This window comes from Rhizobium sp. 01T444 (assembly GCF_056398305.1).
The window spans coordinates 55,261-80,553 of sequence record NZ_JBFTPD010000007.1; the positions used below are offsets into that span (position 1 = coordinate 55,261).

The 25,293-nt window shown below is 60.2% G+C and carries 17 protein-coding genes and 1 pseudogene; 15 read left to right on the forward strand and 3 right to left on the reverse strand.

The features are described 5' to 3' along the window. The first annotated feature begins 362 nt into the window (after positions 1 to 362). From AC1DTN_RS12995 to AC1DTN_RS13040, 10 genes are all read left to right on the forward strand, one after another. Positions 363 to 1,703 (forward strand): adenylate/guanylate cyclase domain-containing protein, encoded by a 1,341-nt coding sequence (locus AC1DTN_RS12995; RefSeq protein ID WP_477921276.1) that lies wholly within the window; start codon positions 363 to 365, stop codon positions 1,701 to 1,703. Between the two features lie 183 nt (positions 1,704 to 1,886). Continuing rightward, complete coding sequence (locus AC1DTN_RS13000; RefSeq protein ID WP_113323664.1) at positions 1,887 to 3,776, forward strand: ABC transporter ATP-binding protein; 1,890 nt, start codon at positions 1,887 to 1,889, stop codon at positions 3,774 to 3,776. Next, positions 3,776 to 5,680, forward strand: a complete 1,905-nt coding sequence (locus AC1DTN_RS13005) for an ABC transporter substrate-binding protein (RefSeq protein WP_477921277.1) — start codon at positions 3,776 to 3,778, stop codon at positions 5,678 to 5,680. Before AC1DTN_RS13000 ends, AC1DTN_RS13005 begins: the two co-directional genes overlap by 1 nt. A 3-nt stretch (positions 5,681 to 5,683) precedes the next feature. Beyond that, a complete protein-coding gene (locus AC1DTN_RS13010) occupies positions 5,684 to 6,682 on the forward strand; it encodes an ABC transporter permease (RefSeq protein ID WP_439017632.1) in 999 nt (332 codons plus the stop codon). Continuing rightward, complete coding sequence (locus AC1DTN_RS13015) at positions 6,682 to 7,857, forward strand: ABC transporter permease (protein ID WP_310382422.1); 1,176 nt, start codon at positions 6,682 to 6,684, stop codon at positions 7,855 to 7,857. The genes AC1DTN_RS13010 and AC1DTN_RS13015 overlap by 1 nt, the downstream gene beginning before the upstream one ends. Before the next feature lie 95 nt (positions 7,858 to 7,952). Further along, positions 7,953 to 9,161 carry a glycosyltransferase family protein gene (locus tag AC1DTN_RS13020; protein ID WP_439017631.1) on the forward strand — a complete coding sequence of 403 codons (1,209 nt, stop codon included), beginning with the start codon at positions 7,953 to 7,955 and terminating at the stop codon, positions 9,159 to 9,161. Between the two features lie 11 nt (positions 9,162 to 9,172). Next, a complete protein-coding gene (locus AC1DTN_RS13025; RefSeq protein WP_439017630.1) occupies positions 9,173 to 10,420 on the forward strand; it encodes a glycosyltransferase family 4 protein in 1,248 nt (415 codons plus the stop codon). Next, complete coding sequence (locus tag AC1DTN_RS13030) at positions 10,417 to 11,550, forward strand: glycosyltransferase family protein (RefSeq protein ID WP_477921278.1); 1,134 nt, start codon at positions 10,417 to 10,419, stop codon at positions 11,548 to 11,550. The genes AC1DTN_RS13025 and AC1DTN_RS13030 overlap by 4 nt, the downstream gene beginning before the upstream one ends. Before the next feature lie 194 nt (positions 11,551 to 11,744). After that, positions 11,745 to 14,459 (forward strand): ABC transporter transmembrane domain-containing protein, encoded by a 2,715-nt coding sequence (locus tag AC1DTN_RS13035; RefSeq protein WP_477921279.1) that lies wholly within the window; start codon positions 11,745 to 11,747, stop codon positions 14,457 to 14,459. Between the two features lie 96 nt (positions 14,460 to 14,555). Further along, positions 14,556 to 15,023, forward strand: coding sequence for a cyclic nucleotide-binding domain-containing protein (locus tag AC1DTN_RS13040; protein WP_025669918.1), 468 nt, complete (start codon positions 14,556 to 14,558; stop codon positions 15,021 to 15,023). 72 nt (positions 15,024 to 15,095) lie between these two features. Here the strand turns inward: AC1DTN_RS13040 and AC1DTN_RS13045 are convergent, their stop codons facing one another. Next, complete coding sequence (locus AC1DTN_RS13045; protein WP_439017627.1) at positions 15,096 to 16,427, reverse strand: MFS transporter; 1,332 nt, start codon at positions 16,425 to 16,427, stop codon at positions 15,096 to 15,098. A 377-nt stretch (positions 16,428 to 16,804) separates the two neighbouring features. Between AC1DTN_RS13045 and cyoA the strand changes: the two are divergent. The 5 genes and pseudogenes from cyoA (at position 16,805) to AC1DTN_RS13070 (ending at position 21,827) form a co-directional block, all read left to right on the forward strand. After that, positions 16,805 to 17,951, forward strand: a pseudogene (gene cyoA, locus AC1DTN_RS13050) (ubiquinol oxidase subunit II). A 42-nt stretch (positions 17,952 to 17,993) separates the two neighbouring features. Further along, positions 17,994 to 19,997: a cytochrome o ubiquinol oxidase subunit I gene (gene cyoB, locus AC1DTN_RS13055; protein ID WP_439017626.1), complete on the forward strand. Its 2,004-nt coding sequence runs from the start codon at positions 17,994 to 17,996 to the stop codon at positions 19,995 to 19,997. Positions 19,998 to 20,003: 6 nt separating this feature from the next. Then, positions 20,004 to 20,624 (forward strand): cytochrome o ubiquinol oxidase subunit III, encoded by a 621-nt coding sequence (gene cyoC, locus AC1DTN_RS13060; protein WP_439017625.1) that lies wholly within the window; start codon positions 20,004 to 20,006, stop codon positions 20,622 to 20,624. Then, complete coding sequence (gene cyoD, locus AC1DTN_RS13065) at positions 20,621 to 21,022, forward strand: cytochrome o ubiquinol oxidase subunit IV (RefSeq protein WP_025669824.1); 402 nt, start codon at positions 20,621 to 20,623, stop codon at positions 21,020 to 21,022. Before cyoC ends, cyoD begins: the two co-directional genes overlap by 4 nt. A 46-nt stretch (positions 21,023 to 21,068) precedes the next feature. After that, complete coding sequence (locus tag AC1DTN_RS13070; RefSeq protein WP_439017624.1) at positions 21,069 to 21,827, forward strand: SURF1 family protein; 759 nt, start codon at positions 21,069 to 21,071, stop codon at positions 21,825 to 21,827. An 8-nt stretch (positions 21,828 to 21,835) separates the two neighbouring features. Here the strand turns inward: AC1DTN_RS13070 and AC1DTN_RS13075 are convergent, their stop codons facing one another. After that, positions 21,836 to 23,761 (reverse strand): hybrid sensor histidine kinase/response regulator, encoded by a 1,926-nt coding sequence (locus AC1DTN_RS13075; protein WP_477921280.1) that lies wholly within the window; start codon positions 23,759 to 23,761, stop codon positions 21,836 to 21,838. 77 nt (positions 23,762 to 23,838) lie between these two features. Further along, complete coding sequence (locus tag AC1DTN_RS13080) at positions 23,839 to 25,245, reverse strand: FAD/NAD(P)-binding protein (RefSeq protein ID WP_477921281.1); 1,407 nt, start codon at positions 25,243 to 25,245, stop codon at positions 23,839 to 23,841. Positions 25,246 to 25,293 lie beyond the last annotated feature (48 nt).

A 25,293-nucleotide genomic window follows, 5' to 3' on the forward strand; every position in this document is an offset into this window, starting at 1 on the left:
AACCCAGCCCGCTCGCAGTGTCTGGTCGTGCCGCGCCTTGGATTCTTCAACAGGGTGTGGCCGAAATGACTCGGGACCGCCATCCCGGCAACCGGGACGCACAAAAAAAATCAGAATCCCATTGTTTCGCACTTTCAGCGTGCCTATTTTGGCAAATGATAATGAACCACTTTGCAAAGATTGCTCGCCCGTTTCCAGGAGGTCGGAAGCCGGCGGGTGTCATAGCCGGTCATCGGCAATCGTTGACACGATAATACCGCTCGTACATCCTGATTTCTTTGTGATCTGCTCATTCTGAATGGGCAGGTCCGGGTTGTTTTTGCCTTTCGGGATGGACGTGCGCCATGAGGATAATACCAAGAATGAGCACGATCGAATCCAGCGTATCCTCCATTTTGTTGGACCGTGTTGCTGAATGGCTGACGAATTCTTCGCTGGCCGGTGACGACCTTGAAAACATCGTGCGCGGTTTCTGCGAGCGGCTTGCGGCCGCCGGCCTGCCACTCGCGCGCGTGCACCTGACCTTCTCGATGCTGCATCCGCTTTACGACGCGCTGAGCTTTACCTGGAAGCGCTCCAGCGGCGTGACCATCGAGGGCTTCCGCATGCCGGCCGGCCAGAAGCCGGACCGTTTCCTGCAGAGCCCTTATTTCCATCTTCTCGACAACAATCTGCAGCATATCCGCCGCCGCATCATGCCTGACGGCCCGAGCGAATTTCCGATCTTTGAGGATCTCCGGCAGGAAAAGGTCACCGATTACCTCGCCTTCGTGCAACCCTTCGGCGACGGTTCGGTACAGGGCATGATGGGCTCCTGGTCGACCGATAGCCCGGCCGGTTTTTCCGACGATATGATCGACGCGCTGCTGCGCATGCAGAACCATCTGGCGGTTGCCGCCAAGATGGCGGTGCTTGCCAAGCTCGCCAACAATATGCTGACCACCTATCTCGGCGGGGATGCTGGCAAACGCGTGTTGAACGGCCAGGTTMGCCGTGGCGATGGTGAGACGATCCGCGCCGCTCTCGTCATGGCGGATATGCGCGAATCGACCATGTATGCCGAGAAGGAAGGCAGGCAGGCCTACATCGATACGCTCAACCAGTTCTTCGACGCGATCGCCGCGCCCTTCAACCGCAACGGCGGCGAAATCCTGAGTTTCCTCGGCGACGGCTTCCTGGCCGTCTATCCCTGCGGTCGCCACAAGGACCCGTCCAAGATCGCCTGCGAGGCAGCGCTTTCAGCAGTGCATCATGCGCAGGCGCGGGTTGCCGAACTGAACAAGGATCGCGAGGCGAAGGGCCTTCCGAAGATCGGCTACGGCATCGGCCTGCATGTCGGCAACGTCATGTTCGGCAATGTCGGCCTGAAGGACCGCCTTACCTTCTCCGCCTTCGGCTCTGCAGTGAACGAGGTGCAGCGCCTGCAGGTGCTGACGAAGAAATACAGCCGCGAGGTCGTCGCGAGCCAGGCCTTCGCTGGTTATTGCGGCGGCGAATGGATCACGCTCGGCGAGGAAAAGCTGCGCGGCATTCGCCAGAAGGTGACGGTGCTGCAACCGCGGGCGCCGGCATCCGGCCTCCATGTCGACGAGGGCTTCCGCGAATCCGTTCAGAACGGCCTTTCGGAAGCCGAACAGGTCATCATGCTTCACCGCGACAAGAAACAGGTAAAACGTACGCCGATCGAAAAATTCATTCAGTAATCACGCGCGAACATTGCAGCCGCTTTAGCCGCTGCACCGTACATGAGAACCCTCGCATCAAGCGCCTTGTAAAATAGACGCCATGCGCTGCTTTTCCCCATGCCTGTCATCAACTAGACACCCCGTTTACGGTACGATAGTGTGCCTTAACGGGAACACAAAAGACTGGGGAATTTCGTTGGTATGGCGTCTGCAGCCGATCTGTTGCGTATTGAGAATCTGGACGTCGCCTTCTCCGTTTTCGGCGACCGACTGCGCGTCGTAAAGGAAGCCAATCTCCGCATCCTGCCGGGGAAAGTGACTGCCCTCGTTGGCGAAAGCGGCTCCGGCAAATCTGTTATCAGCCAGTCGATCATGGGCATCCTGCCGGCACCGGCCCATGCGAGCGGCCGCATCCTGTTTACCGACCCGCTGGATGGCAAGGCGACCGATATTCTCTCCCTGTCGCGTGATAGCGCCGAAATGCGCGACCTGCGCGGCCGCCGTATGGCGACCATCTTCCAGGAGCCGATGACGTCGCTCTCACCGCTCCACACGGTCGGTAATCAGATCGGCGAGGTTTTGCTGATCCACACGAATGCCGACAAGAAGGAAGCGCGCGAGCGCACCGAGGAAATGCTTGGCCTCGTCGGCTTTTCCAATCCGAAACGCACCTACGACATGTATCCGTTCGAGCTTTCGGGCGGCATGCGCCAGCGCGCCATGATCGCCATGGCGCTGATTTGCAAGCCAGCGCTCCTGATTGCCGACGAGCCGACCACCGCGCTCGACGTGACGATCCAGGCCCAGATTCTCGAACTGCTGCGCGACCTGCAGGCCAAGCTTGGCATGGCCATGCTGCTCATCACCCACGATCTCGGGGTCGTCGCCAATATGGCCGATGAAGTGGTGGTGATCTATCACGGCGAGATCATGGAAGCCGGCCCGGTCGAGGCAATCTTCCGCAATCCGCAACATCCCTATCTCAAGGCCCTGATGGCTGCGGTTCCGCATTTCGACATGAAGCCGGGCGAGCGATTGAAAGCTCTGCGGGAGGTTCCGGTCAACCTGGAATCGATGATCGGCAAGAAGAAGCCGGTCGAAAAGGAAGCGCCCGGCGTGCTCCTTTCCGTCGCCAACCTTTCGAAGACCTACAAGACACGCAAGCGTAGCTTCTTCGGCGGCCAGGAAGCCACGGTCGTGCACGCTGTCGACGACGTCAGCTTCGATATCCGCCGTGGCGAATGTCTGGGGCTCGTCGGCGAATCCGGCTGCGGCAAAACGACCGTCAGCAAGATCCTCATGCGCGCGATCACGCCTGACAGCGGCGCGGTCGTCTTCAACGACGGCAAGGATGTCATCGACGTCCTCTCCGTCAAGGGTTCGGAACTGCAGGACCTGCGCACCAAGATCCAGATGGTGTTTCAGGACCCGGTTTCTTCGCTTTCGCCGCGCATGACGGTGCGCAATATCCTCAGCGAGCCGCTCGAAATCCACGATCGTGGCAACAGCGCCGAGCGCAGGGCCAAGGTCGAGGCGCTGATGGGCGCGATCGGCCTCGACCGGCGCTACCTCAACCGCTATCCACACAGCTTCTCCGGTGGCCAGCGCCAGCGCATCGGGATTGCCCGCGCGCTCGCCCTTGGCCCCAAGCTTCTCATCCTCGACGAACCGGTATCGGCCCTCGACGTGTCTGTGCAGGCGCAGATCCTCAACCTTCTGAAAGATCTGCAGAAAGAACTGGGGCTCACCTATCTGTTCATCTCGCACAATCTCGCAGTCGTCGACTACATGGCAGACCGCATCGCAGTCATGTGCAAGGGCCGTATCGTCGAGATCGCCCCGCGTGAGATCATTCTGCGCAATCCGGTTCACCCCTATACGAAGTCATTGCTTGCCGCCGTTCCATTCCCGGATCTCGACCGGCCGCTCGACTTCAAGGCGCTGCAGGAAAACGGAGCGGCCGATAAGCAAAATTGGGGGCCTGTCTTCCGGGCGGACCACGATGACGCCTCCGAACTCGCTTATGCCGATCTCGGCGGCGGCCATCTGGTGCGCGCCCGCAAGGGCGCCGATGCGAAGGAGCTAGTCTGATGGTGACGCGCCGCATCTTTCTCGGTGGCCTGATCGGTTCGGTCATCGCGCCTTCGGTGCTTCGGGCCCAGCAGGTCGCCGAGCCAGAATTTTTGAAGGCCAGGGTCGCTGACGGCAGTCTGCCGCCAATGGCTGAGCGCATTCCGACTGAGCCGCGTATCGTCAATCTCAAGGACATGGGCCGCGTGCCCGGCACCTATGGCGGCAATGTGCGCACCATCATCGGCGGTGTGCGCGATATCCGCTACATGACGGTCTACGGCTATTCCCGGCTGGTCGGCTATGACATGAAGCTGCAGTTCCAGCCCGATATCCTGCGCGACTTCACCTCGGAGAATGACACGATCTTCACCTTCCGTCTGCGCGAGGGGCACAGATGGTCGGACGGTCATCCCTTCACGGCGGAAGCCTTCCGCTACTGGTGGGAAGAAGTCATCCTCAACAAGGAACTGACGCCCGGCGGCGGCGCTCTGGAGCTGCGTCCGCACGGCTCCCTGCCGCGCTTCGAAGTGCTCGACGAGCTGACTGTGCGCTATAGCTGGGACAAGCCCAACCCGGTTTTTCTGTCGGCGCTTGCCGGACCTCTGCCGCTCGTTATCTATGGCCCAGGCCATTACCTGAAACAGTTCCACAAAGGCTTTCAGGACAAGGCCAAGCTCGAAGAGCTGATGAAAAAGAACCGCGCCAAGAAGTGGGCCGATCTGCACATCAAGATGGCCCTCGCTTCCCGACCCAACAATCCCGATCTGCCGACGCTCGATCCCTGGCAGAACCGCACGGCTCCGCCGGCCGATCAGTTCGTCTTCGAGCGCAATCCGTTCTTCCACCGCGTGGACGAGAACGGCATGCAACTGCCCTATCTCGACCGCTTCATCCTCAACGTATCCTCCTCCTCGATCATCGCTGCCAAGGCGGGTGCGGGCGAATCCGACCTGCAGGCGACCGGCATCGACTTCAACGACTACACCTTCCTGAAAGAGGCTGAAAAGCGCTTCCCGGTGAAGGTCAATCTCTGGAAGATGGCGCGCGGCTCGCGCATCACACTGTTGCCGAACCTCAATGTCGCCGACGAAGCCTGGCGCACGCTCTTTCGCGACGTGCGCTTCCGCCGAGCCTTGTCGCTGGCGATCAACCGGCATGAGATCAACATGGTGGCCTTCTACGGCCTCGGCAAGGCGAGTGCCGATACGGTGCTGCCCGAAAGCCCGCTCTTCAAGCAGGAATATGCCGACGCCTATGTGAATTTCGACCCCGACACCGCCAACAAGCTGCTCGACGAACTCGGCCTCGACAAGCGCGACAGCGATGGCATCCGCCTGCTGCCTGACGGACGCCGCGCCGAGATCACCGTCGAGACAGCCGGCGAGAGCAATCTCGACACGGACGTTCTGGAACTCGTGCACGATCACTGGGCCAATATCGGTCTGGCGCTCTTCACCCGCACCTCGCAGCGCGACGTCTTCCGCAATCGCGCCATGAGCGGCTCGATCATGATGTCGATCTGGTACGGGCTGGATAACGGCGTGCCGACCGCCGACATGTCTCCCTATGGACTAGCCCCTACGCTCGATGACCAGCTTCAATGGCCGCTCTGGGGCATGTACTATCTTTCGGCCGGTCAGGAGGGCAAGGCGCCCGATCTGCCGGAGGCGGCCGAGCTTGTGGATCTCCTGAATCAGTGGGGCGCAAGTGCCACGACGGAAGAGCGTGAGGTTATCTGGCACAAGATGCTGTCCCTCTATACCCAGCAGGTCTTTTCGATCGGCCTCATCAACAGCACGCTGCAGCCGATCCTCAGATCCGCCAAAATGCAGAACGTGCCGGAGCACGCGCTCTACGGCTTCGATCCAACCTCCTTCCTCGGCGTCTACATGCCGGACACCTTCTGGTTCAAGGAGGCCTGAGCGATGATCCGCTATATCCTCTGGCGTATCGCCGCCATGGTGCCGACCCTGCTCGTGATATCGGCGCTGGTCTTCGTCATCATCGAACTGCCGCCGGGTGACTTCTTCGAAAGCCAGATCGCCGAACTGCGCGCCCAGGGCGAGACTGCAAACCTGCAGGAAATCGAGGAGCTGCGCCATCAATACGGCTTCGACCAACCGGAGATCGTGCGTTACTTCTTCTGGGTCGGCGGCATGCTGCACGGCGATTTCGGCTATTCCTTCGAATATCAGCTGCCGGTTTCCGACGTTGTGGGCGACCGCCTGTGGCTGACGATCCTCGTCTCCTTCTCAACCATCCTTCTCACCTGGCTGATCGCCTTCCCGATCGGCATCTATTCGGCGACCCATCAATATAGCTGGGGCGATTACGGGTTGACCTTCCTGGGCTTGCTCGGCATCGCCATCCCGAACTTCATGTTGGCGCTGATCCTGATGTATTTCGCCAATGTCTGGTTCGGGCTCTCCATCGGCCATCTGATGGACCAGCAATATCTGAACGAACCGATGAGTTGGGATAAGGCGAGGTCGATCCTTGCTCACCTCTGGATCCCCGTTGTCATCGTCGGAACGGCCGGCACAGCCGGCATGATCCGCCGCCTTCGCGCCAACCTGCTCGACGAGATGCAGAAGCAATATGTGACGACGGCGCGCGCCAAGGGCCTGCATCCGATACGCGCCCTTATCAAATATCCGCTGCGCATGGCGCTCAACTTCTTCGTTGCCGATATCGGCTCGATCCTGCCGTCGATCATATCAGGCGCCGAGATCGTCGCCATCGTGCTGTCCCTGGAGACGACCGGGCCGATGCTGATCAAGGCGCTGCAGAGCCAGGACATGTACCTTGCCGGCTCGTTCCTGATGTTCCTCGCTTTCCTGAACGTCATCGGCGTGCTGATTTCCGATATCGCRCTCGGCTTCCTTGATCCCCGCATCCGTCTGCAAGGCAGGAGCACCAAATAATGTCGCCCCTACCCGCACCCGGTGCACCGCTGCCGCATTATGTTTCGACCGCCCCGTTCGATCCGATCGCAACGGAGACGATGACATCAGCGCAGTCGCGTATCCACCTCGCCTCGCAGAAGCAGCTCATGTGGTGGAAGTTCAAGCGCCACAAGCTGGCGCTTGCATCCGGCATTTTCCTTGCCGCCGTCTACCTGATGATCCTGATCGTCGAGTTCCTGGCGCCTTACGGGCTGCATACCCGCAACGTCGACTTTATCCATTCGCCGCCTCAGCGCGTCCGTCTTTTCGACAGCCAGGGCAATTTCGTCGGCCCCTTCGTCTATGGCCGGCAGATGACGCTCGATATCGACACCCTGCACCGTCTCTATACCGACAATCAGAAGGACATCCAGCCGATCCGCTTCTTCTGCCGTGGTGATGGCTACAAACTCTGGGGGCTTGTCGCTTCCAATTATCATCTCGTTTGTCCGGCAATCGGCGGGCAGATGTTCCTGCTCGGCACCGACCGTCTCGGCCGTGACGTGCTTTCGCGCATCCTTTATGGCGCGCGCATCTCGCTCACCATCGGGCTGATCGGTATTTCCATCAGCTTTGTGCTCGGCATCGTCATCGGCGGCCTTGCCGGTTATTGGGGCGGCGTATTCGATCTCATCGTGCAGCGCCTGATCGAAGTGCTGCAATCACTGCCCTCGCTGCCGCTCTGGATGGCGCTTGCCGCCATCATGCCTGTGACGTGGAGCCCGATCGTCATCTATTTCGGCATTACCGTCATTCTCGGCATCATCGACTGGACAGGTCTCGCCCGCGCCGTGCGCTCCAAGCTTCTGGCACTGCGTGAGGAAGATTATGTCCAGGCCGCCCAGCTCATGGGTGCCAGCACCCCCCGTGTCATCGGCCGGCATCTCGTGCCCGGTTTCATGTCGCATCTCATCGCATCCGCCACGATTTCCATCCCGGGTATGATCCTCGGTGAGACGGCGCTTTCCTTCCTCGGCCTCGGCCTGCGGCCGCCCATCACCAGCTGGGGCATCCTGCTGACGGAAGCCAAGAGCGTAAGCGTGATCGCCTTCTACCCATGGCTGTTGTTCCCGATCGTTCCGGTGGTGCTGGTGATTTTGGCGTTCAATTTTCTGGGAGATGGCTTGCGCGATGCGGCAGATCCCTACAAATAACGTCGAGTTCGGCGGGGTGCTTCGCGTCCGCCGCCTCGTGGCCTCCGATTTACGGGGGTGGTAGAAGTATGTCGTCCACCTCAGAGGGCACCCACATGGCCAGACGCCTCGAAGATGCGCGCATCCTCATGTACAGCCACGATACGTTCGGCCTCGGCCACCTGCGCCGTTGCCGCACGATCGCCCATGCCCTCGTCGAGGATTATCGCGGCCTGAATATTCTCATCATCTCGGGCGCGACGATTGCCGGCGCCTTCGACTACCGCGCGCGAGTCGATTTCGTGAAGATCCCGAGCGTCATCAAGCTTCGCAATGGTGAATATACGTCGCTCGCCAGCCATATCGATCTTCAGGACACGCTGAAGATGCGCGAATCGAGCATTCGTCATACCGCCGAAACCTTCCAGCCCGATATCTTCATCGTCGACAAGGAGCCTATGGGCCTGAAGGGCGAGATTGAGGAAACGCTTGCCTATCTGAAGTCGCGCGGCACCACTCTGGTGCTTGGTTTGCGAGAGATCATGGACGCACCACATCTGCTTGAAGCCGAGTGGAAGAGAAACAGCGTCATGCAGAAGATCGACCAGTACTACGACAGCATCTGGGTCTATGGGCCGCCGGATTTCTACGATCCGCTTGTCGGCCTCGACGTGCCCCCGGGGGTTCGCCGCAAGATGGATTTCGTCGGTTTCCTGCAGCGTAGCGTCTCCAAGGGCAAGAACTCGCTGAATGCCCGCAAGGATGACTATATCCTGGTGACGACAGGCGGCGGTGGCGACGGCTCCGATCTCGTTCACGACGTGATGAATGCCTATGAGGCCGACGAGACGCTGACGCAGAAGGCGCTTGTCGTGCTCGGCCCCTACATGCCGGCGGCCGAACGTGCAAAGCTGGTCAAAAAAGGGGAGAAGATCTCCTATATCGAGGTGATCGAGTTCGACAATCACATGGAAGAGTTGATCGACGGCGCGACCGCCGTCGTCGCCATGGGTGGCTACAACACCTACTGCGAGATCCTCTCCTTCGACAAGCCGGCGCTCATCGTGCCGCGCGTCGCCCCGCGCGAGGAGCAGCTTCTGCGCGCCCGCCGCGCCAGCGAACTCGGTCTCATCGACATGCTGCTGCCTGAGCACTCGGCCGACCCCTCCGTCATGGCGGAGACGCTGAAGCGCCTGCCCTCGCGGCTGCCGCCGTCGAAGAGCGGCTGCAACATGCACCTTGAGGGGCTGGATCATATTTCCCGCACCGTTGGCGGATGGCTGGACAGCCGAGGACGCCATCTTTCCCTCGTCGGCGCAGAATAAAGAGCCATCCTTTGCCGCCACGCCGCAAGATCCTCGTTGTGCTGAAAGGCTATCCTCGCCTTTCGGAAACCTTCATCGCCCAGGAATTGCTCGGTCTCGAAAAGGCCGGCTTCGACCTGACGCTGATTTCCATGCGCCGGCCGACCGACAAGAAGCGTCATCCTGTCCATGACGAGATCAAGGCGCGCGTCGTCTATCTGCCGGAATATCTGCACGAAGAGCCGATCCGTGTGCTGAAGGGCCTTTTCGCCGGTTTTTCGAAACCAGGCTTCGGTGCGCTGATGAAGCGTTTCTTCGCCGATCTGCCGCGCGATATCTCTCGCAACCGCTTCCGCCGGCTCGGACAGGCCCTGGTGCTGGCGCGCGAATGGCCTGACAACGGCGAATGGCTGCATGCTCATTTCATACACACGCCAGCTTCCGTGACGGAATATGCGAGCATTCTGACAGGCACGCCCTGGACCTGCTCCGCCCATGCCAAGGATATCTGGACCTCGCCCGACTGGGACCTCGGCCAGAAGCTTGGAAGCGCCCGTTGGGCCGTGACCTGCACCCGCAGCGGCTACGAGCATATGAAAGCGCTGACCGGCCGCAAGGATGCGGTACATCTGAGCTATCACGGCCTGGACCTTGCCCGCTTCGGCCATTTCGCCGGCGAGCGTTCGAACCGCAATGGCAGCGATCCCGCCGACCCCGCCTTCATCCTCAGCGTCGGCCGCGCAGTGGAAAAGAAGGGCTATGACGTACTGTTGCGCGCCCTTTCCCTGCTACCGAAAGAACTGAATTGGCACATGGACCATATCGGCGGCGGCGAGGAGCTTTCCAAGCTGAAGAAACTTGCGGCTGAACTCGGCCTTGCCGAGCGCATCACCTGGAAAGGCGCGCTGGCGCAGGAAGATGTGCTTGAGCATTATCGCCGCGCCGATCTCTTCACGCTCGCCTGCCGCATCGCCACCAATGGCGACCGCGACGGACTGCCCAATGTGCTGGTCGAAGCCTCCAGTCAGCGGCTCGTCTGTCTCTCCACCAATGTCTCAGGCGTACCGGAACTGCTGAGCGATGGTGAGAACGGTCTGGTCGTGCCACCGGAAGATCCGTCAGCGCTTGCAAAAGCACTCGAGACGGCGATCCGTAATCCCGATCTGCGCAAGCGGTTGGGCGACGCGGCCGAGGAGCGCGTGCGCGGCCACTTCGATTATCACTCCAGCATCCGGCAGTTGAGTGGCCTGTTCGAGGCAGAATGGCAGAAGGCGTCATGAGGGCTCCCCGCATCTTCTTTTATGTCCAGCATCTGCTCGGCATCGGCCATATTGCGCGTGCGAGCCGTATCGCCAATGCATTGGTGAAGGATGGTTTCGAGGTAACGGTCGTTACCGGCGGCCTGCCCGTGCCGGGCTTTCCGGGCGAGGGTGTCAGAACAGTCGAATTGCCGCCGGTCGTCGCCAGCAATATCGGCTTTTCCGGTCTTGCTGCTGCCGATGGGAAGCCAGCCAACGAGGAATTCCTCTCCAATCGCCGCGACCTGCTTCTCAAAGCCTTCGACGAGGAAAAGCCTGACGTTGTCATCATCGAGGCTTTTCCCTTCGGGCGCCGGCAGATGCGCTTCGAACTGCTGCCGCTGCTCGAGGCGATCGAAAAGGCCAGCCCGCGCCCGAAGCTTTTGAGTTCCGTGCGCGACATCCTACAAGAAAACCGCAAGCCCGGCCGCGACGAGGAAACCGTCAAGCTGGTCAAGGACCATTTCGACGCCGTGTTCGTCCATGGCGATCCTGACTTCGTGCGGCTGGAAGATACTTTCCCTCTGACAGCTGAGATCGCCGATCGGCTGCGCTATACCGGTCTCGTTGCTCCGTCGCCGGCGCCGGAACCATCCGAGACATTCGACATCATCGCTTCGGCAGGCGGCGGCGCCGTCGGGCTGGAGCTGATCCGCGCCGCGCGCGAGGCGGCCGCACTCCTGCCTGCCGATATCAGCTGGCTGCTAATCACCGGCCCCAACCTTCCCGCAGCCGATTTTTCCGCATTGTCGGAAGATGCACCCGCCAATGTCACGCTGGTACGGTTCCGCAAGGATTTCCCTTCGCTGCTGCGTGGCGCCAAAGTCTCGATCTCGCAGGCCGGCTACAACACGGTGGGTGATCTCCTGCGCACGCAATGCCGCTCGATCCTCATCCCCTTCGTGGCCGCAGGCGAAACGGAGCAGACCGTGCGCGCCGCACGACTGCAGGCGCTCGGTCTTGCCGAAATCCTGCCGGAGCAGGGGCTGACCCTCGACGATGTCAAAGCTGCGGTCGAGCGGGCGCTTGCCGCCCCACCGCGTCCGGCCATTTCCCTCGATCTCGACGGAGCCGCAAAAAGTGCCGCCATCATTCGTTCAATGATCGGCTGAAACCCTCGCCTATTCTAAAATTCATGTGATATAAGAAAAATTCCGGCGAGAATCGGCGTTTCGACATCAGTCCGCTCCGCCTTGTTTTCGTTGCGATATCGGCGGTCTGACTGCATGGTCCTGTACTCGGAGATTCCCTCTTCCCCAGCATCAGGATCGCTGTACGGACTTTTCCCACAGTCTGACGGTTAGCCATGGAAAAAAGCCTCGCGCGCTACATCTGGAAGAACACGCGGCTGCAGCAGCTCTGGATTCTGCTCGTCGTCGCATTTTCCATGGTGCCCTACTTCCTGTCCTTCGACCTGCCGAAGCAGATCGTCAACGGACCTATTCAAGGCGACGGCTTCGAGGGGCCGGGGGCGCGACAGATCTTCATGCATATCGCCTACGACATTCCGCTGATCGGCCATGTCGAACTCTTCAAGGGCCTGGAGCTCAACCGCTTCCAGATGCTGATGGCACTGAGCCTCGTCTTCCTGGCGCTGGTGGTGCTGAACGGCCTCTTCAAGTTCTATATCAATACGTACAAGGGTCGGCTCGGCGAACGCATGCTGCGCCGTATCCGCTTCGAGCTTATCGATCGCGTGCTGCGCTTCCCGCCCGCCCATTTCAAGCGGGTGAAATCGGCCGAAATCGCCACCATGATCAAGGACGAGGTGGAGCCGATGGGCGGCTTCACGGGCGACGCCTTCGTCTCGCCCGCCCTGCTCGGCGGCCAGGCGATCACCGCGCTTGCCTTCATCATCATCCAGAATTTCTGGCTCGGCATGATCGCGGCGGGCATCGTCGGCGTCCAGGCGATCGTCATTCCCCGCATGCGCAAGCGCTTGCTCGAACTCGGCCGTCAGCGGCAGCTGACCGCGCGTGAACTTTCAGGGCGCGTGGGGGAGATCGTTGACGGCATCGGCACGATCCACGGCAACGACACCTCCAACTTCGAGCGCGCCGATATCGCAACCCGCCTCGGCCGCATCTTCTCGATCCGCTACGATCTTTATCAGTGGAAGTTCCTGGTCAAGTTCATCAACAACTTCCTCGCCCAGGTCACACCCTTCCTCTTCTACGCGATTGGCGGCTATCTGGCTCTGCAGGGTCGGCTCGACATCGGCCAGCTCGTCGCCGTCATTTCCGCCTACAAGGACCTGCCCGGCCCGCTGAAGGAACTGATCGACTGGGACCAGATGCGCCAGGACGTGCAGGTCAAATATGCGCAGGTCTACGAGCAGTTCAATGTCGAGCCGCTGATCGACAGCCGCATCCAGGAGCTTGCAACGGCGCCGGTCGCACCGCTGACCAGTGCCTTCGTCGTCACAAACCTCTCTGTCAGCGACGACAGCGGCGCCCGCCTCGTCGACCACGTCTCGGTCGAGATCAAACCGAACGAGACGGTTGCGATCGTCGGGCCGAACGGCAGCGGTGCAGAAGCCTTCGCCGAAGCGCTCGGCCGTCTCGTATGGCCGGATTCCGGCCGCATCACCATCGACGGGCAGGACCTGCTGGATCTGCCGGAATCGATCACCGGCCGGCGCATCTCCTATGCGTCCGCCGAAAGCTACTTCTTCCACGGCACGCTCCGCGACAATCTGGTCTACGGCCTCAAGCATGCTCCGATGAAAGAGCCCGAATATGACGGCAAGGCCGCGCAGGAATACAAATGGCATGTGGCTGAATCGCAGAAGGCCGGCAATCCGACGCTCGATCTCAACAGCGACTGGGTCGACTACGATGCTGCCGGCGCAAAAGGGCCTGAAGACCTGCTGAAGGCGATCCGGCCGGTGCTCGACGCCGTCATGATGTCGCAGGACATTCTGGATCTGGCGCTGCGTTCCACCGTCAACACCGAGGTTCATACTGCGCTCGGCAGCCATATCGTCAAGCTTCGGACGTCGCTGCGCGAGCGGCTTGCCAGGGAAAACCTCGACGCTATCGTCGTGCCCTTCGATTTCGACGCTTACAACACACAGGCGACCGTCGGCGAAAACCTGCTCTTCGGCACGATGAAGCGGCCGCTGATGAACAACCGCCGGCTTGCCGGCCATCCCTATTTCCAGCAGCTCTTCCGCGATACCGGGCTCAGCACAGATCTCTATGCTATGGGCCTGGAAATCGCCGAGAACGCGGTGGAACTCTTCCACGACCTGCCGCCGGATCACCCCTTCTTCCAGCAGCTCACCTTCATGACGGCGGACGACATTCCGACCTACCAGGCGCTGCTGCAGAAGCTGCAGGGCAAGCGCTTCGAGGATGCGACGCCGGAAGACCGGGCAAGCATCATCCGCCTGAGCTTYGCCTATATCGAACCACGGCACCGCTTCGGCCTCTTGACCCAGGCGCTGATGGACAAGATCGTCAGCGCCCGCAAGCAGTTCCACCAGAACATCCCCGACGATCTCGCCGAGCTGATCGAGCGTTACGACATCAGCCGCTTCACGGCATCCGCGAGCCTGATGGACAATGTGCTCTTCGGCCGCATCGCCTATCAGCAGGCCGATGCCTCCGACCGCATCCGCCTCATCATGGGTGAACTGTTCGATGCGCTCGATCTCTATGACGACGTATTGTCGATCGGGCTCGAATTTGACGTCGGCTCCGGCGGCAAGCGCCTGACGGGGGTGCAGCGGCAGAAGCTCAATCTCGCCCGCGCCCTGCTCAAGCGTTCCGACTACTTCATCTTCAACCGGCCGATCCCGGCGCTCGACCAACGCATCCAGGACCAGATCACCCACAACATCATCGAAGGCCTGCACGAGGAAGGCAAGCGCCCGGCGATCATCTGGGTATTGTCCAACGCCAAGCTTGCGGAAATCTTCGATCGGATTCTGCTCTTCAATCGCGGCGATCTTGCCGAGGCGGGCAACTATCCGGAACTTTCCGAGAAAAACGGGATGTTCAAGGAACTGTTATCGTAATATTCTATTGGGGCGGCAGAGACGGCGCTCGCAAGGCGCTTGGAATTGGTTTTTAGCGCATGATCAAGGACCATGCGGCAGGGGGTTATAACGCTCATGCTGTTGAGAGATGAAGTCGAAATGCTGCGGCGGGTGCCGATCTTCTCGAGGATCGCACCGGCGAAACTCAAGCTCTTGGCGTTCACCTCCGACCGTATGACCTACAACGCCGGCCAGAACCTGTTCCGTCAGGGCGATGTTGGCGACGCCGCCTATGTCGTACTGTCAGGCACCGCCGATATCATCGTTTCCTCACCTGCCGGCGAAATCAAGGTCGCCGATGTTGAGGTCAATTCCATCGTGGGCGAAATTGCCATTCTCTGCGACGTCTCGCGTACCGCGACCGTGCGCGCCACCTCGCCGCTCGAAGTCCTGCGCATCAGCAAGGAACATTTCCTCAAGCTTCTGAGCGATTTCCCGGAAATGGCCGTGGAGATCATGCGCGTGCTCGCCGACCGTCTCAACCACACGACTGCCGAACTGACCGCCGCGCGCGCTGCCAAGCAGCCGCAGATGGCGCAGTAGAACCCGAAAATAGATCCCAAACAAAATGGCCCGCCTGGTTTCCCAGGCGGGCCATTTCGTTATGCCTATGCGCTACTCACGCTGCTCCAGCGCCCTGCTGAATGCAAGAGCCGCCAGCGTGCAGATCGCGCCCGAGAGCAGGTAGTAGCCAACGAAGGGCAGGCCGAACTGGCTCGACAGACTGAGCGCCACCAGCGGTGCGAAGCCAGCGCCGATCAGCCAGGCAAGATCGGAGGTGAAGGCCGCACCAGTGTAGCGATAGCCGCGGCCGAAGCGCGACGAGATGGAGCCGGTCGCCTGGCCGAAGGAAAGGCCGAGCACGCCGAAGCCGATGATGAGGAAGGCGTCATGACCGGTGTTGCCGGCGCCAATCAGGAACGGGCCGATGAAGCTGAAGATCGCAATCAGCACAGCGCAGATCGCAAGCTGCTTACGCCGGCCGATGCGGTCGGCAATCACACCCGAGGCAATGATGGCAACGAAGCCGACCACGGCGCCGATGACTTGCACCACCATGAAGGCACCGATCCGCTGGTTGCCGTAAAGGCTCATCCAGCTGAGCGGGAAGATGGTGACGAGGTGGAACATGGCAAAGCTTGCAAGCGGCACGAAAGCGCCGATCAGGATATCGCGGCCGTGGACGCGCAGCACGTCGAGGATTGGTGCTGCTTCAAGCTCATGCTGTTCCAAGAGCGTGCCGAAATCCTTGGTCATGACAAGCCGAAGGCGGGCAAAGAGCGCGACGACGTTGATCGCGAAGGCGACGAAGAACGGATAACGCCAGCCCCATGAGAGGAAGTCTTCCGGGGAGAGGTTGGCGACAAAGTAACCGAACAGGATACTCGCCAGCGCAAAGCCGATCGGTGCGCCGAGCTGCGGGATCATTGCATACCAGCCGCGATGATTCGGCGGCGCATTGAGGGCAAGCAGCGATGCAAGGCCATCCCACGCGCCGCCGAGCGCAAAGCCCTGCCCGAGCCGGAAGAGCGCCAATAGCGCAATCGACCAGTAGCCGATTTCATCGTAGCCCGGCAGGAAGGCGATCGATGCCGTCGAGCCGCCAAGCAGGAAAAGCGCGATGGTGAGCTTGGTGCCGCGCCCATAGAAGCGGTCAATCGTCATGAAGACGACGGAGCCGACAGGACGGGCGAGGAAGGCCAGTGAGAAAATCGCGAAAGAATAGAGCGTGGCCGTCAGCCGGTCCGGGGCGAAGGGAAAGACGAGTTGCGGAAAGACGAGAACGGATGCGAGGCCGTAAACGAAGAAATCAAAAAACTCCGACATGCGACCGATCACCACGCCGATGGCGATGCTGCCGGGCGAAACCGGCTTGTCATCGTGAATGCGCCGCGCATCCCGCTCCAGCGATGAAGATGATGGTCCTAAATGTGTGGCAGTAGCCATATGAAACGCCTCCCTCGTTTAAGGTGCTTTTTGCAAAGCACCTCAAGCTGATCTTGTTCCATATTTGCAGCTTATCAAGTCCTTGTTGCGCAAATAGTTGACGCCGAATTCTCAAAAATCGATGCGATGGAAAAATCGTGTGATACCTATCCCGACCTATTCCAGAGTTTTATTGGGCAAAGCCACGCTTTTCAGCTATACACGAAGCGGCGCCGGAAAAATTTCCTTCTCACTTTTATCAGGATTTGCGGGGCGCCGTGGAAGCTGACTTCTCCCGCGGTGCAAAATGCATGTTGCACTGCGACCAAAGACCTCATATCGCTCATCGTGCCAGTGCTTTAGTCGGCAATCGAACGAAACAAAAAGAGCTTAGAGACGTGCCAAAACTGCRGAAGTTTTCCCGCCTTCTATTAATCTTGCCGCTGTTTTTTTTGGCAGGATGCAACATGGTGGTCATGTCGCCCTCAGGCGATATCGCCACCCAACAGCGTGACCTCATCATCGTCTCCACGGTGCTGATGCTGTTGATCATCATTCCGGTGATCTTCCTCACACTGTTTTTCGCCTGGCGCTACCGGCGCACCAATGCGGCCGCGGACTACGCGCCCGAATGGCATCATTCCACGCGCCTTGAAATCGTGATCTGGTCGGCGCCGCTCGCCATCATTATCGCGCTTGGCGCCGTCACCTGGATCTCCACGCACAAGCTCGATCCCTACCGCCCGCTCGACCGTATCGATGCGGACCGTGCCATTCCGGCGGATACCAAGCCGCTGACCGTCGAGGTGGTGGCGCTCGACTGGAAATGGCTATTCTTCTATCCCGACCTCGGCATTGCGACGGTCAATGAGCTAGCAGCTCCCGTCGACGTGCCGATCGACTTCAAGATCACCGCCTCCTCGGTGATGAACTCCTTCTTCATCCCCGCCCTTGCCGGCCAGGTCTATGCCATGCCCGGCATGCAAACGAGACTGCATGCCGTCATCAACAAGGAAGGCGAGTATGACGGCTTCTCCGCAAATTACAGCGGTGAAGGCTTCTCGCACATGCGCTTCAAGTTCCACGGACTGAACCAGCAGGGCTTTGATGCCTGGGTTGCGCAGGTCAAGCAGCGCGGCACGATGCTCAACCGCGACGCCTATCTGAAGCTCGAAAAGCCGAGCGAAAAGGAGCCGGTGCGCTATTACGCCGGCGCCGATGCTGATCTTTACGACGCGATCCTTAACATGTGCGCCACGCCCGGCAAGATGTGTGCGAGCGAAATGATGCACATCGACATGATGGGCGGCGGCGGCAAGGAAAGCGAAGAAAACCGCGAAAAGCTGACCTACGACAACCGCCATGCCGAGGAAGGCACCGTCGAACCGGCGGCCGCAGCCCCAGCTACGGAAGCGCCCGCTGGCGCCGATGGCAACAGCATGCAGAACATGCCCGGAATGGACATGCAGCATGACGGCCATTCCATGCCCGGCATGAACAATGGCGGCACTCCGGCGCCGGCTCAGCAACAACAATAACAATTAACCTGGCGCTTTGCGTCGCAAGACATAATGAACGGGTTGTTCCATGTTTTCCAATCCTGACCTCCTGAAGTTCATCTTCGGCCGGTTGACCCTCGACTCGATCCCGTATCACGAGCCGATCCTGGTCGTGACCTTCATCGGCGTCGTCATCGGCGCCATCGCGGTGCTTGGCATCATCACCTATTTCAAGTTCTGGGCTTCGCTCTGGAGCGACTGGATCTGCAGCGTCGATCACAAGAAGATCGGCATCATGTACGTGATCCTGGCCGTCATCATGCTTTTGCGCGGCTTCTCTGATGCCATCCTGATGCGCGTGCAGCAGGCGATCGCCTTCAACGGTAATGAAGGCCCGCTGCCGCCGCACCATTACGACCAGATCTTCACCGCCCACGGCGTCATCATGATCTTCTTCGTGGCGATGCCCTTTGTCACCGGCCTCATGAACTTCGTGGTGCCGCTGCAGATCGGTGCCCGCGACGTTTCCTTCCCGTTCCTGAACAACTTCTCGTTCTGGATGACGACGGCGGGCGCGATCATCATCATGATCTCGCTCTTCATCGGTGAATTCGCTCAGACAGGCTGGCTCGCTTATCCGCCGCTCTCGGGCGCCGCCTATAGTCCTGGAGTCGGCGTCGACTATTACATCTGGGGCCTGCAGGTGGCCGGTGTCGGCACAACGCTGTCAGGCATCAACCTGATTGCGACCATTGTGAAGATGCGCGCCCCGGGCATGACCTTCATGAAGATGCCAGTCTTCACCTGGACCGCACTCTGCACCAACATCCTGATCGTCGCTTCCTTCCCGATCCTGACCGCAACGCTCGCTCTCCTGTCGCTCGACCGCTATGCCGGCACGAACTTCTTCACGAACGACCTCGGCGGCAATCCGATGATGTATGTCAACCTCATCTGGATCTGGGGCCACCCGGAAGTCTACATCCTGGTTCTGCCGGCCTTCGGCATCTTCTCGGAAGTGGTCGCAACCTTCTCCGGCAAGCGCCTCTTCGGCTACGCTTCGATGGTCTACGCCACCTGCGTGATCATGATCCTCTCCTACCTCGTCTGGCTGCACCACTTCTTCACGATGGGTTCGGGCGCTTCCGTCAACTCCTTCTTCGGTATCACCACGATGATCATCTCGATCCCGACAGGGGCGAAGATGTTCAACTGGCTCTTCACCATGTATCGCGGCCGTATCCGTTACGAGGTGCCGATGCTKTGGACGGTCGGCTTCATGGTGACTTTCGTCATCGGCGGTATGACCGGCGTCATGCTTGCCGTCCCGCCGGCCGACTTCGTGCTGCATAACTCGCTATTCCTGATCGCCCACTTTCATAACGTGATCATCGGCGGCGTTCTCTTCGGCATGTTCGCCGGCGTGAACTACTGGTTCCCGAAGGCCTTCGGCTTCAAGCTCGATCCCTTCTGGGGCAAGATGAGCTTCTGGTTCTGGCAGATCGGCTTCTGGTTCGCCTTCATGCCGCTCTACGTGCTTGGCCTGATGGGCGTCACCCGCCGTATGAGCCAGTTCGACGATCCGTCGCTGCAGATCTGGTTCATCATCGCTGCCTTCGGCGTTGGCCTGATCGCGCTTGGCATCGCGTCCTTCCTGATCCAGATCGTCGTCTCCTTCATGAGGCGCGAAGAGCTGCGCGACGACAGTGGCGATCCGTGGAACGGCCGCACGCTGGAATGGTCGACCTCTTCACCGCCGCCGGATTACAACTTCGCCTTCACGCCGGTCGTGCACGATCACGACAGCTGGTACGACATGAAGAATCGCGGCTATGAGCGTCCGCTCGGCGGCTTCAAGCCGATCCACATGCCGAAGAATACCGGCACCGGTGCGATTCTGTCCGCCATCAGTATCGCGCTCGCCTTCGGCTTGATCTGGTACATGTGGTGGCTGGTGGTCGTCTCAGCCGTTGCCATGCTCGTCGTCGCGATTGGCCATACCTTCAACTACAACCGCGACTTCTATATCCCCGCGGATGAAGTCACCGAAACGGAAGGCAAGCGCACGCAGTTGCTTGCCGAACAGGTGTAAGAGACCATGAGCGATCATACTATCGACACGGCCCAAAAGCCTGAATTCTATCTGACGGAAGACCATCATCCGGAGAACAGCACCAATCTGGGCTTCTGGCTCTATCTGATGAGCGATAGCCTGATATTCTCAGTGCTGTTTGCCACCCATGCCGTGCTCGGCCGCAGCTATGCAGCCGGCCCTTCGCCGGCCGATCTCTTCGATCTGCCGCTGGTCGCCATCAACACCTCGATGCTGCTGCTCTCCTCAATCACCTATGGCTTTGCCATGCTGCAGATGGAGCGAAACGCAAAGGCGGAAACGCTGTTCTGGTTGGCCGTAACCGGCCTTTTCGGCGCGGCCTTCCTCGGCCTCGAACTTTACGAGTTCGTGCACCTCATCCACGAGGGCGCCGGTCCGCAGCGCAGCGCCTTCCTGTCGTCTTTCTTCACGCTGGTCGGTACGCACGGTCTGCACGTCACCTTCGGCATTATCTGGCTGATCACGCTGATGGTGCAGGTCTCCATGCATGGCCTACATGAAGCCAACCGCCGCCGTCTGATGTGCCTTTCGATGTTCTGGCACTTCCTCGATGTCGTCTGGATCGGCGTCTTTTCCTTCGTTTACTTGATGGGAGTTCTCGGATGAGTTCGCAAGCACCTGCACATGAGGATGCCCACGAGGCTCACCACGGCCACAGCCATGGGCACCAGGCCGGTCACGGCAGTTTCAAGAGCTACGTGACGGGCTTCATTCTCTCCGTCATCCTGACTGCCATCCCCTTCTGGCTGGTCATGGGAGAGGTCTTCGCAAATCATGTCGTGACCGCCATCTTCGTGATGGTGCTCGGCGCCGTGCAGATCGTCGTTCACATGATCTTCTTCCTGCACATGAACACGAAGTCGGAAGGCGGCTGGACGATCATGGCGCTGATCTTCACGATCATCATCGTCGCCATCGCTCTCTCGGGTTCGCTCTGGGTCATGTATCATCTGAATACGAACATGATGCCGATGAGCCCTGAAATGATGAAGAACATGCCATAAAGGCAAAGGAACGGGCGGCGGCAACGCCGCCCGTTGCGGTTTACCTATGACCGATATCTCTTCCGACCAACAGGACAGGCCGCGTTCGGCCTTAACCCTTGCGATCCTTGGGCTCGGCCTTCTGGCTCTCGTCGCCGCCCTGATCGCGCTCGGCACCTGGCAAGTCTATCGCCTCTCCTGGAAACTCGATCTCATCGCTCGCGTCGATGCGCGCGTCCACGCCGAACCCGTCACCCCGCCGACTCGCGCCGACTGGGGCAAGGTCAGCGCCGCCGATGACGAATACCGGCGAGTGACGGCTACAGGCACTTTCGAAAACGACAAGGAAACGCTGGTCACAGCATCGACAGCGCTCGGCACCGGCTATTGGGTGCTGACGCCGTTCAGGCTCGCGGACGGCAGCGCGATATCAATCAATCGCGGCTTCGTACCGACCGACCGTCGCGACCCCGCCTCACGGTCGCGAAGCCAGATCACGGGGCCGACAACCGTCACTGGGCTGATGCGCATGACCGAGCCGAAGGGCATCTTGCTGCGCTCCAACGATCCGGCTGCCGACCGCTGGTATTCGCGCGATGTCGCAGCCATCGCCGAAAAGCGTGGGGTTGCGGACGTTGCCCCCTTCTTCATCGACGCTGACGCGACACCCAACGCCGGCGGCTTACCCGTCGGAGGGCTGACGGTCCTCGACTTTCCGAACAACCACCTTGTCTATGCGATCACCTGGTATGTGCTGGCGATCATGGTGGCGGGGCTGCTCGTCTATATCGTGCGGAATGAAGTCAGGCTTCGCAGAATGTCTTAACGACAGATCTATTGGGCAATGCGGCTGATCGCCTCCGCAAGCTGCGCCTGTGAGAAGGGTTTACCGAGGCGCGGTATATCGATAATGCCAGAACCCTCAGGAATCTCGGCAAAACCAGTTGCGAGGATGATCGGCATCTTCGGCCACTCTCTGCGGATTGCCAGCGCAAGCTGCGAGCCTGTCATGCGCGGCATGGCATGATCGGAGATAACGAGATCGACGTTTTCGTTGCGAAGAATATCGAGCGCGTCGGCGCCGGCCGTCGCCTCGATCACCGTGTGGCCGAGATCCTGCAGCATCAGCGCGGTGTTCATCAGGACCAGCCCGTCATCATCGACTGCAAGAATGCGTAGCGGCCGTGAGTTATTTGCGGCTTCGGGCATGCATTGTTCAGGCTGTTCAACAATGTTTTCGGCTACTGTGACAGGAAACCAGAGCTCAGCTGCCGTGCCTTCACCGAGCCGACTTTTCAGCACGAGCCTGCCGCCGGACTGAGCCGCGAGCCCCTGCACCATGGAAAGACCGAGACCCGTACCCTTGCCGACGCCCTTGGTCGTGAAGAACGGGGTCACCGCCTGTTTCAGTGTCTCTTCGTCCATACCTTCGCCCTCATCGGCAACGGCGACGCGCACATAATGGCCGGCCGGCATGGTGCCGCCGTCAGGCACAACCTCTTCAGTGGCTTTGATCCTAATAAGCCCGCCGCCAGGCATGGCGTCGCGGGCATTGACGACGAGGTTGAGCACTGCCGTCTCAAGCTGTGCCGGGTCAGTCGCGATCGTCGGCAGGCTCTCGGGAAATTCGGTTTCAAGCGAGGAGACCGGCCCGAGGGATCGCGCGACCATGTCCATCATGCCATGCAGAAGCTCGGAAACATCGATCGTCTCCACCTGCAACTCCTGGCGGCGGGAAAAGGCGAGCATGCGCTGGGTCAGCGCCGCGCCGCGCTGGGCGCCGAGCATGGCATTGTCGACAAGCGGCGACAATGCAGGGTTCTGCGGCATGCGCTTCTTGAGGATTTCGAGGCTGCCCAGCACTGCCATCAGCAGATTGTTGAAGTCGTGCGCGATGCCGCCGGTCAATTGGCCGATCGCCTCCATCTTCTGTGCCTGGAAAAGTTCTTCGCGGGTCCGCTCCAGCGCACGCTGTGTCTCCATCTTCTCGGTAATGTCGCGGGTAATTTTCGCAAAGCCGATGATCTCGCCGAAATCGTCCCTGATCGCGTCGATCACGATACTGGCCCAGAAGCGGGAACCGTCCTTGCGCTGGCGCCAGCCCTCCTTTTCGAACCGTCCGTCGCGGCTCGCGGTGGCCAGTGCCTGCTGAGGCAATCCGTTAAGGCGATCCTCATCCGTGTAGAAAGTGGAGAAGTGTCGGCCGATGATCTCTTCCGACCTATAACCCTTGATGCGTTCGGCACCGGAATTCCAGCTCGTCACGTTGCCTTCGGGGTCGAGCATGTAGATCGCATAATCGGAGACGCCCTGAACCAGAAGGCGAAACTGCTCTTCGCTGCGCTTCAATGCGTTCTCTGCCGCCTTGCGCTCCGTCAGGTCACGGGTGATTTTGGCAAAGCCGATCAGCTCGCCCGAGGAATGGCGGATCGGATCGATGATGACATGTGCCCAGAAGCGCGTACCATCCTTGCGCTGGCGCCAGCCCTCACCCTCGAAGCGTCCCTCTTTCGTGGCAATCGCCAGGGCGCGGGCTGGCAGGCCGGCTTCGCGATCGGCATCAAGATAAAATCGGGAAAAATGCTGGCCGAGGATTTCGGAAGCGCGATACCCCTTGAAACGCTGGGCGCCGGAATTCCAGCTCGTCACATGTCCTTCGGGGCTCAGCATGTAGATCGCATAGTCGGTGATTGCATCGACGAGCACCCGAAAACGCCCCTCGTTCTGTAGAGACGTATCATATCGATCCACCGCTTCCATCTGCCCCTCTAAACGCTTTACCAGCGCACTATAACGCCGGCTTGGGCCGATGGTTCCAGCTGAAACGACGAATTCCCTCAGACCGCCTGGCTCTGCGGATAGAAGCGTTCCGCAATTCGTTCCGACGCCGAATAGGCCTGCGTGACGATTTCAGGCACGAGATCGATGTCCGGCAGGCTGCCGAGGCCGAGCGGGCCGACCGCAAAAAGCCCATCGATCGACAAGCCGTCGTCCAGGAACGTTTCGCCGCGGGCATTGACCGCCAGTCCAAGCGCAAGCTCGTCAGGCATAGCGAGACGCGCCGCGAGCAAGCTCTGAATCAGAGGAGCGGAAAGATCAGGCGCATGGCAGCGGCAATCGATGATGCGCTCGGCGTGGATGACCTCCTCGCTCGACGAACCGGCCGGCGTGAAGAACAGTCCGCTGAGACCTCGGCGCCCAGCGCGGCCGCGCCTGAGCACCGTGCGGCCCTCGGCAAGCTCCCGCTTGAGGCGCAGATGCATGGTCTCCGGCAGGCGGTTGCGGTGACTGTCATAGATCGCCCGCAGATGCCGGTTAAACTGCCGCTTCTCACGCGCCGGCAGCGATCGCCAGAGCGAACGGGCGTGTCTGCGAAGGCCGTTCATGACCGACTGCCAGCTTCGCCGCTCTTCTTCCGCCTCGCGGCAGGCCTGGCGGATGAAGCTGACAATGTCAGACAGGCTTTGCGGTAGCGCCTCAGCGGGGAAGACCGGATCGGCGGAATTCGGCGTATGGCTCTGCGGCAGGAAACCGTGCCGTGAAATGATAGTTACCTGCCCGGCATACCCGGCGTCGCGAAGCTGCAGCAGCTGGTCCACGACGCGAATGCCGCTGCCGAGCAGCACTGTATGCGGCCGAGCGACGAGGCGCTGCGCCCTGACCGGTGAAACCTCCTGCTCCTCGGCCTCGGGTCGAGGCAGGCCGTATCCTGTCGCGAGGATCACGGTATCGAAAAGCGGATTAGACGGATTGGCGCTTTCAAGCAGGAATCGGCTGCCATGGCTCCTGCGGATCGCCACGACCGGATCATGGCAAACCTGGACGGTGATGTCCCGGCGGGCAGCGAGCGCTTCTGAAAAGCGCTGGTAGACGTAGTCGCTGAAGATTTCCCTGGGTACGAAGATCTGCCGGAAACCGGGGATTGCGGCTGGCACGGCGGCGCGGAATTCGGCGTTGCTACAGAGCCAGTCGTTGAAATCGTCGGGATCGCCGAGCGAAACGGAGAGATCACGCACCCGCGTATTAAGGATGGTCGAGGACCTTGCTGACGCCAACGCCTGGCCGCCATTGACCGTAGAGTTCGGATCGAAAAGCTGGAGGTGAAACGGCGTGCGCACAGTGCGCATCAGCGCCACCGCCATCATCATGCCGGAAAAGCCGCGGCCAACGATCGCAATGCGCGGCACGGCGGAAATCTGGGCCGCCGCATTCGCCTTGCCGGAAAAAAGTCCCTGAACCGTCATCTCAACTCCCTTGCGGCTCATCCGCATGTGTCTCGATCAAGGTTTCAA

Bases quoted from the DNA above. Each gene is read 5' to 3' on its own strand.
- AC1DTN_RS13075 (WP_477921280.1), bottom strand. From the start codon at position 23,761: ATGGAAGCGGTGGATCGATATGATACGTCTCTACAGAACGAGGGGCGT.
- AC1DTN_RS13040 (WP_025669918.1), top strand. From the start codon at position 14,556: ATGCTGTTGAGAGATGAAGTCGAAATGCTGCGGCGGGTGCCGATCTTC.
- cyoD (WP_025669824.1), top strand. From the start codon at position 20,621: ATGAGTTCGCAAGCACCTGCACATGAGGATGCCCACGAGGCTCACCAC.
- cyoC (WP_439017625.1), top strand. From the start codon at position 20,004: ATGAGCGATCATACTATCGACACGGCCCAAAAGCCTGAATTCTATCTG.
- AC1DTN_RS13015 (WP_310382422.1), top strand. From the start codon at position 6,682: ATGTCGCCCCTACCCGCACCCGGTGCACCGCTGCCGCATTATGTTTCG.
- AC1DTN_RS13005 (WP_477921277.1), top strand. From the start codon at position 3,776: ATGGTGACGCGCCGCATCTTTCTCGGTGGCCTGATCGGTTCGGTCATC.
- AC1DTN_RS13045 (WP_439017627.1), bottom strand. From the start codon at position 16,427: ATGGCTACTGCCACACATTTAGGACCATCATCTTCATCGCTGGAGCGG.
- AC1DTN_RS13080 (WP_477921281.1), bottom strand. From the start codon at position 25,245: ATGACGGTTCAGGGACTTTTTTCCGGCAAGGCGAATGCGGCGGCCCAG.
- AC1DTN_RS13070 (WP_439017624.1), top strand. From the start codon at position 21,069: ATGACCGATATCTCTTCCGACCAACAGGACAGGCCGCGTTCGGCCTTA.
- AC1DTN_RS13020 (WP_439017631.1), top strand. From the start codon at position 7,953: ATGGCCAGACGCCTCGAAGATGCGCGCATCCTCATGTACAGCCACGAT.
- AC1DTN_RS13030 (WP_477921278.1), top strand. From the start codon at position 10,417: ATGAGGGCTCCCCGCATCTTCTTTTATGTCCAGCATCTGCTCGGCATC.
- AC1DTN_RS13000 (WP_113323664.1), top strand. From the start codon at position 1,887: ATGGCGTCTGCAGCCGATCTGTTGCGTATTGAGAATCTGGACGTCGCC.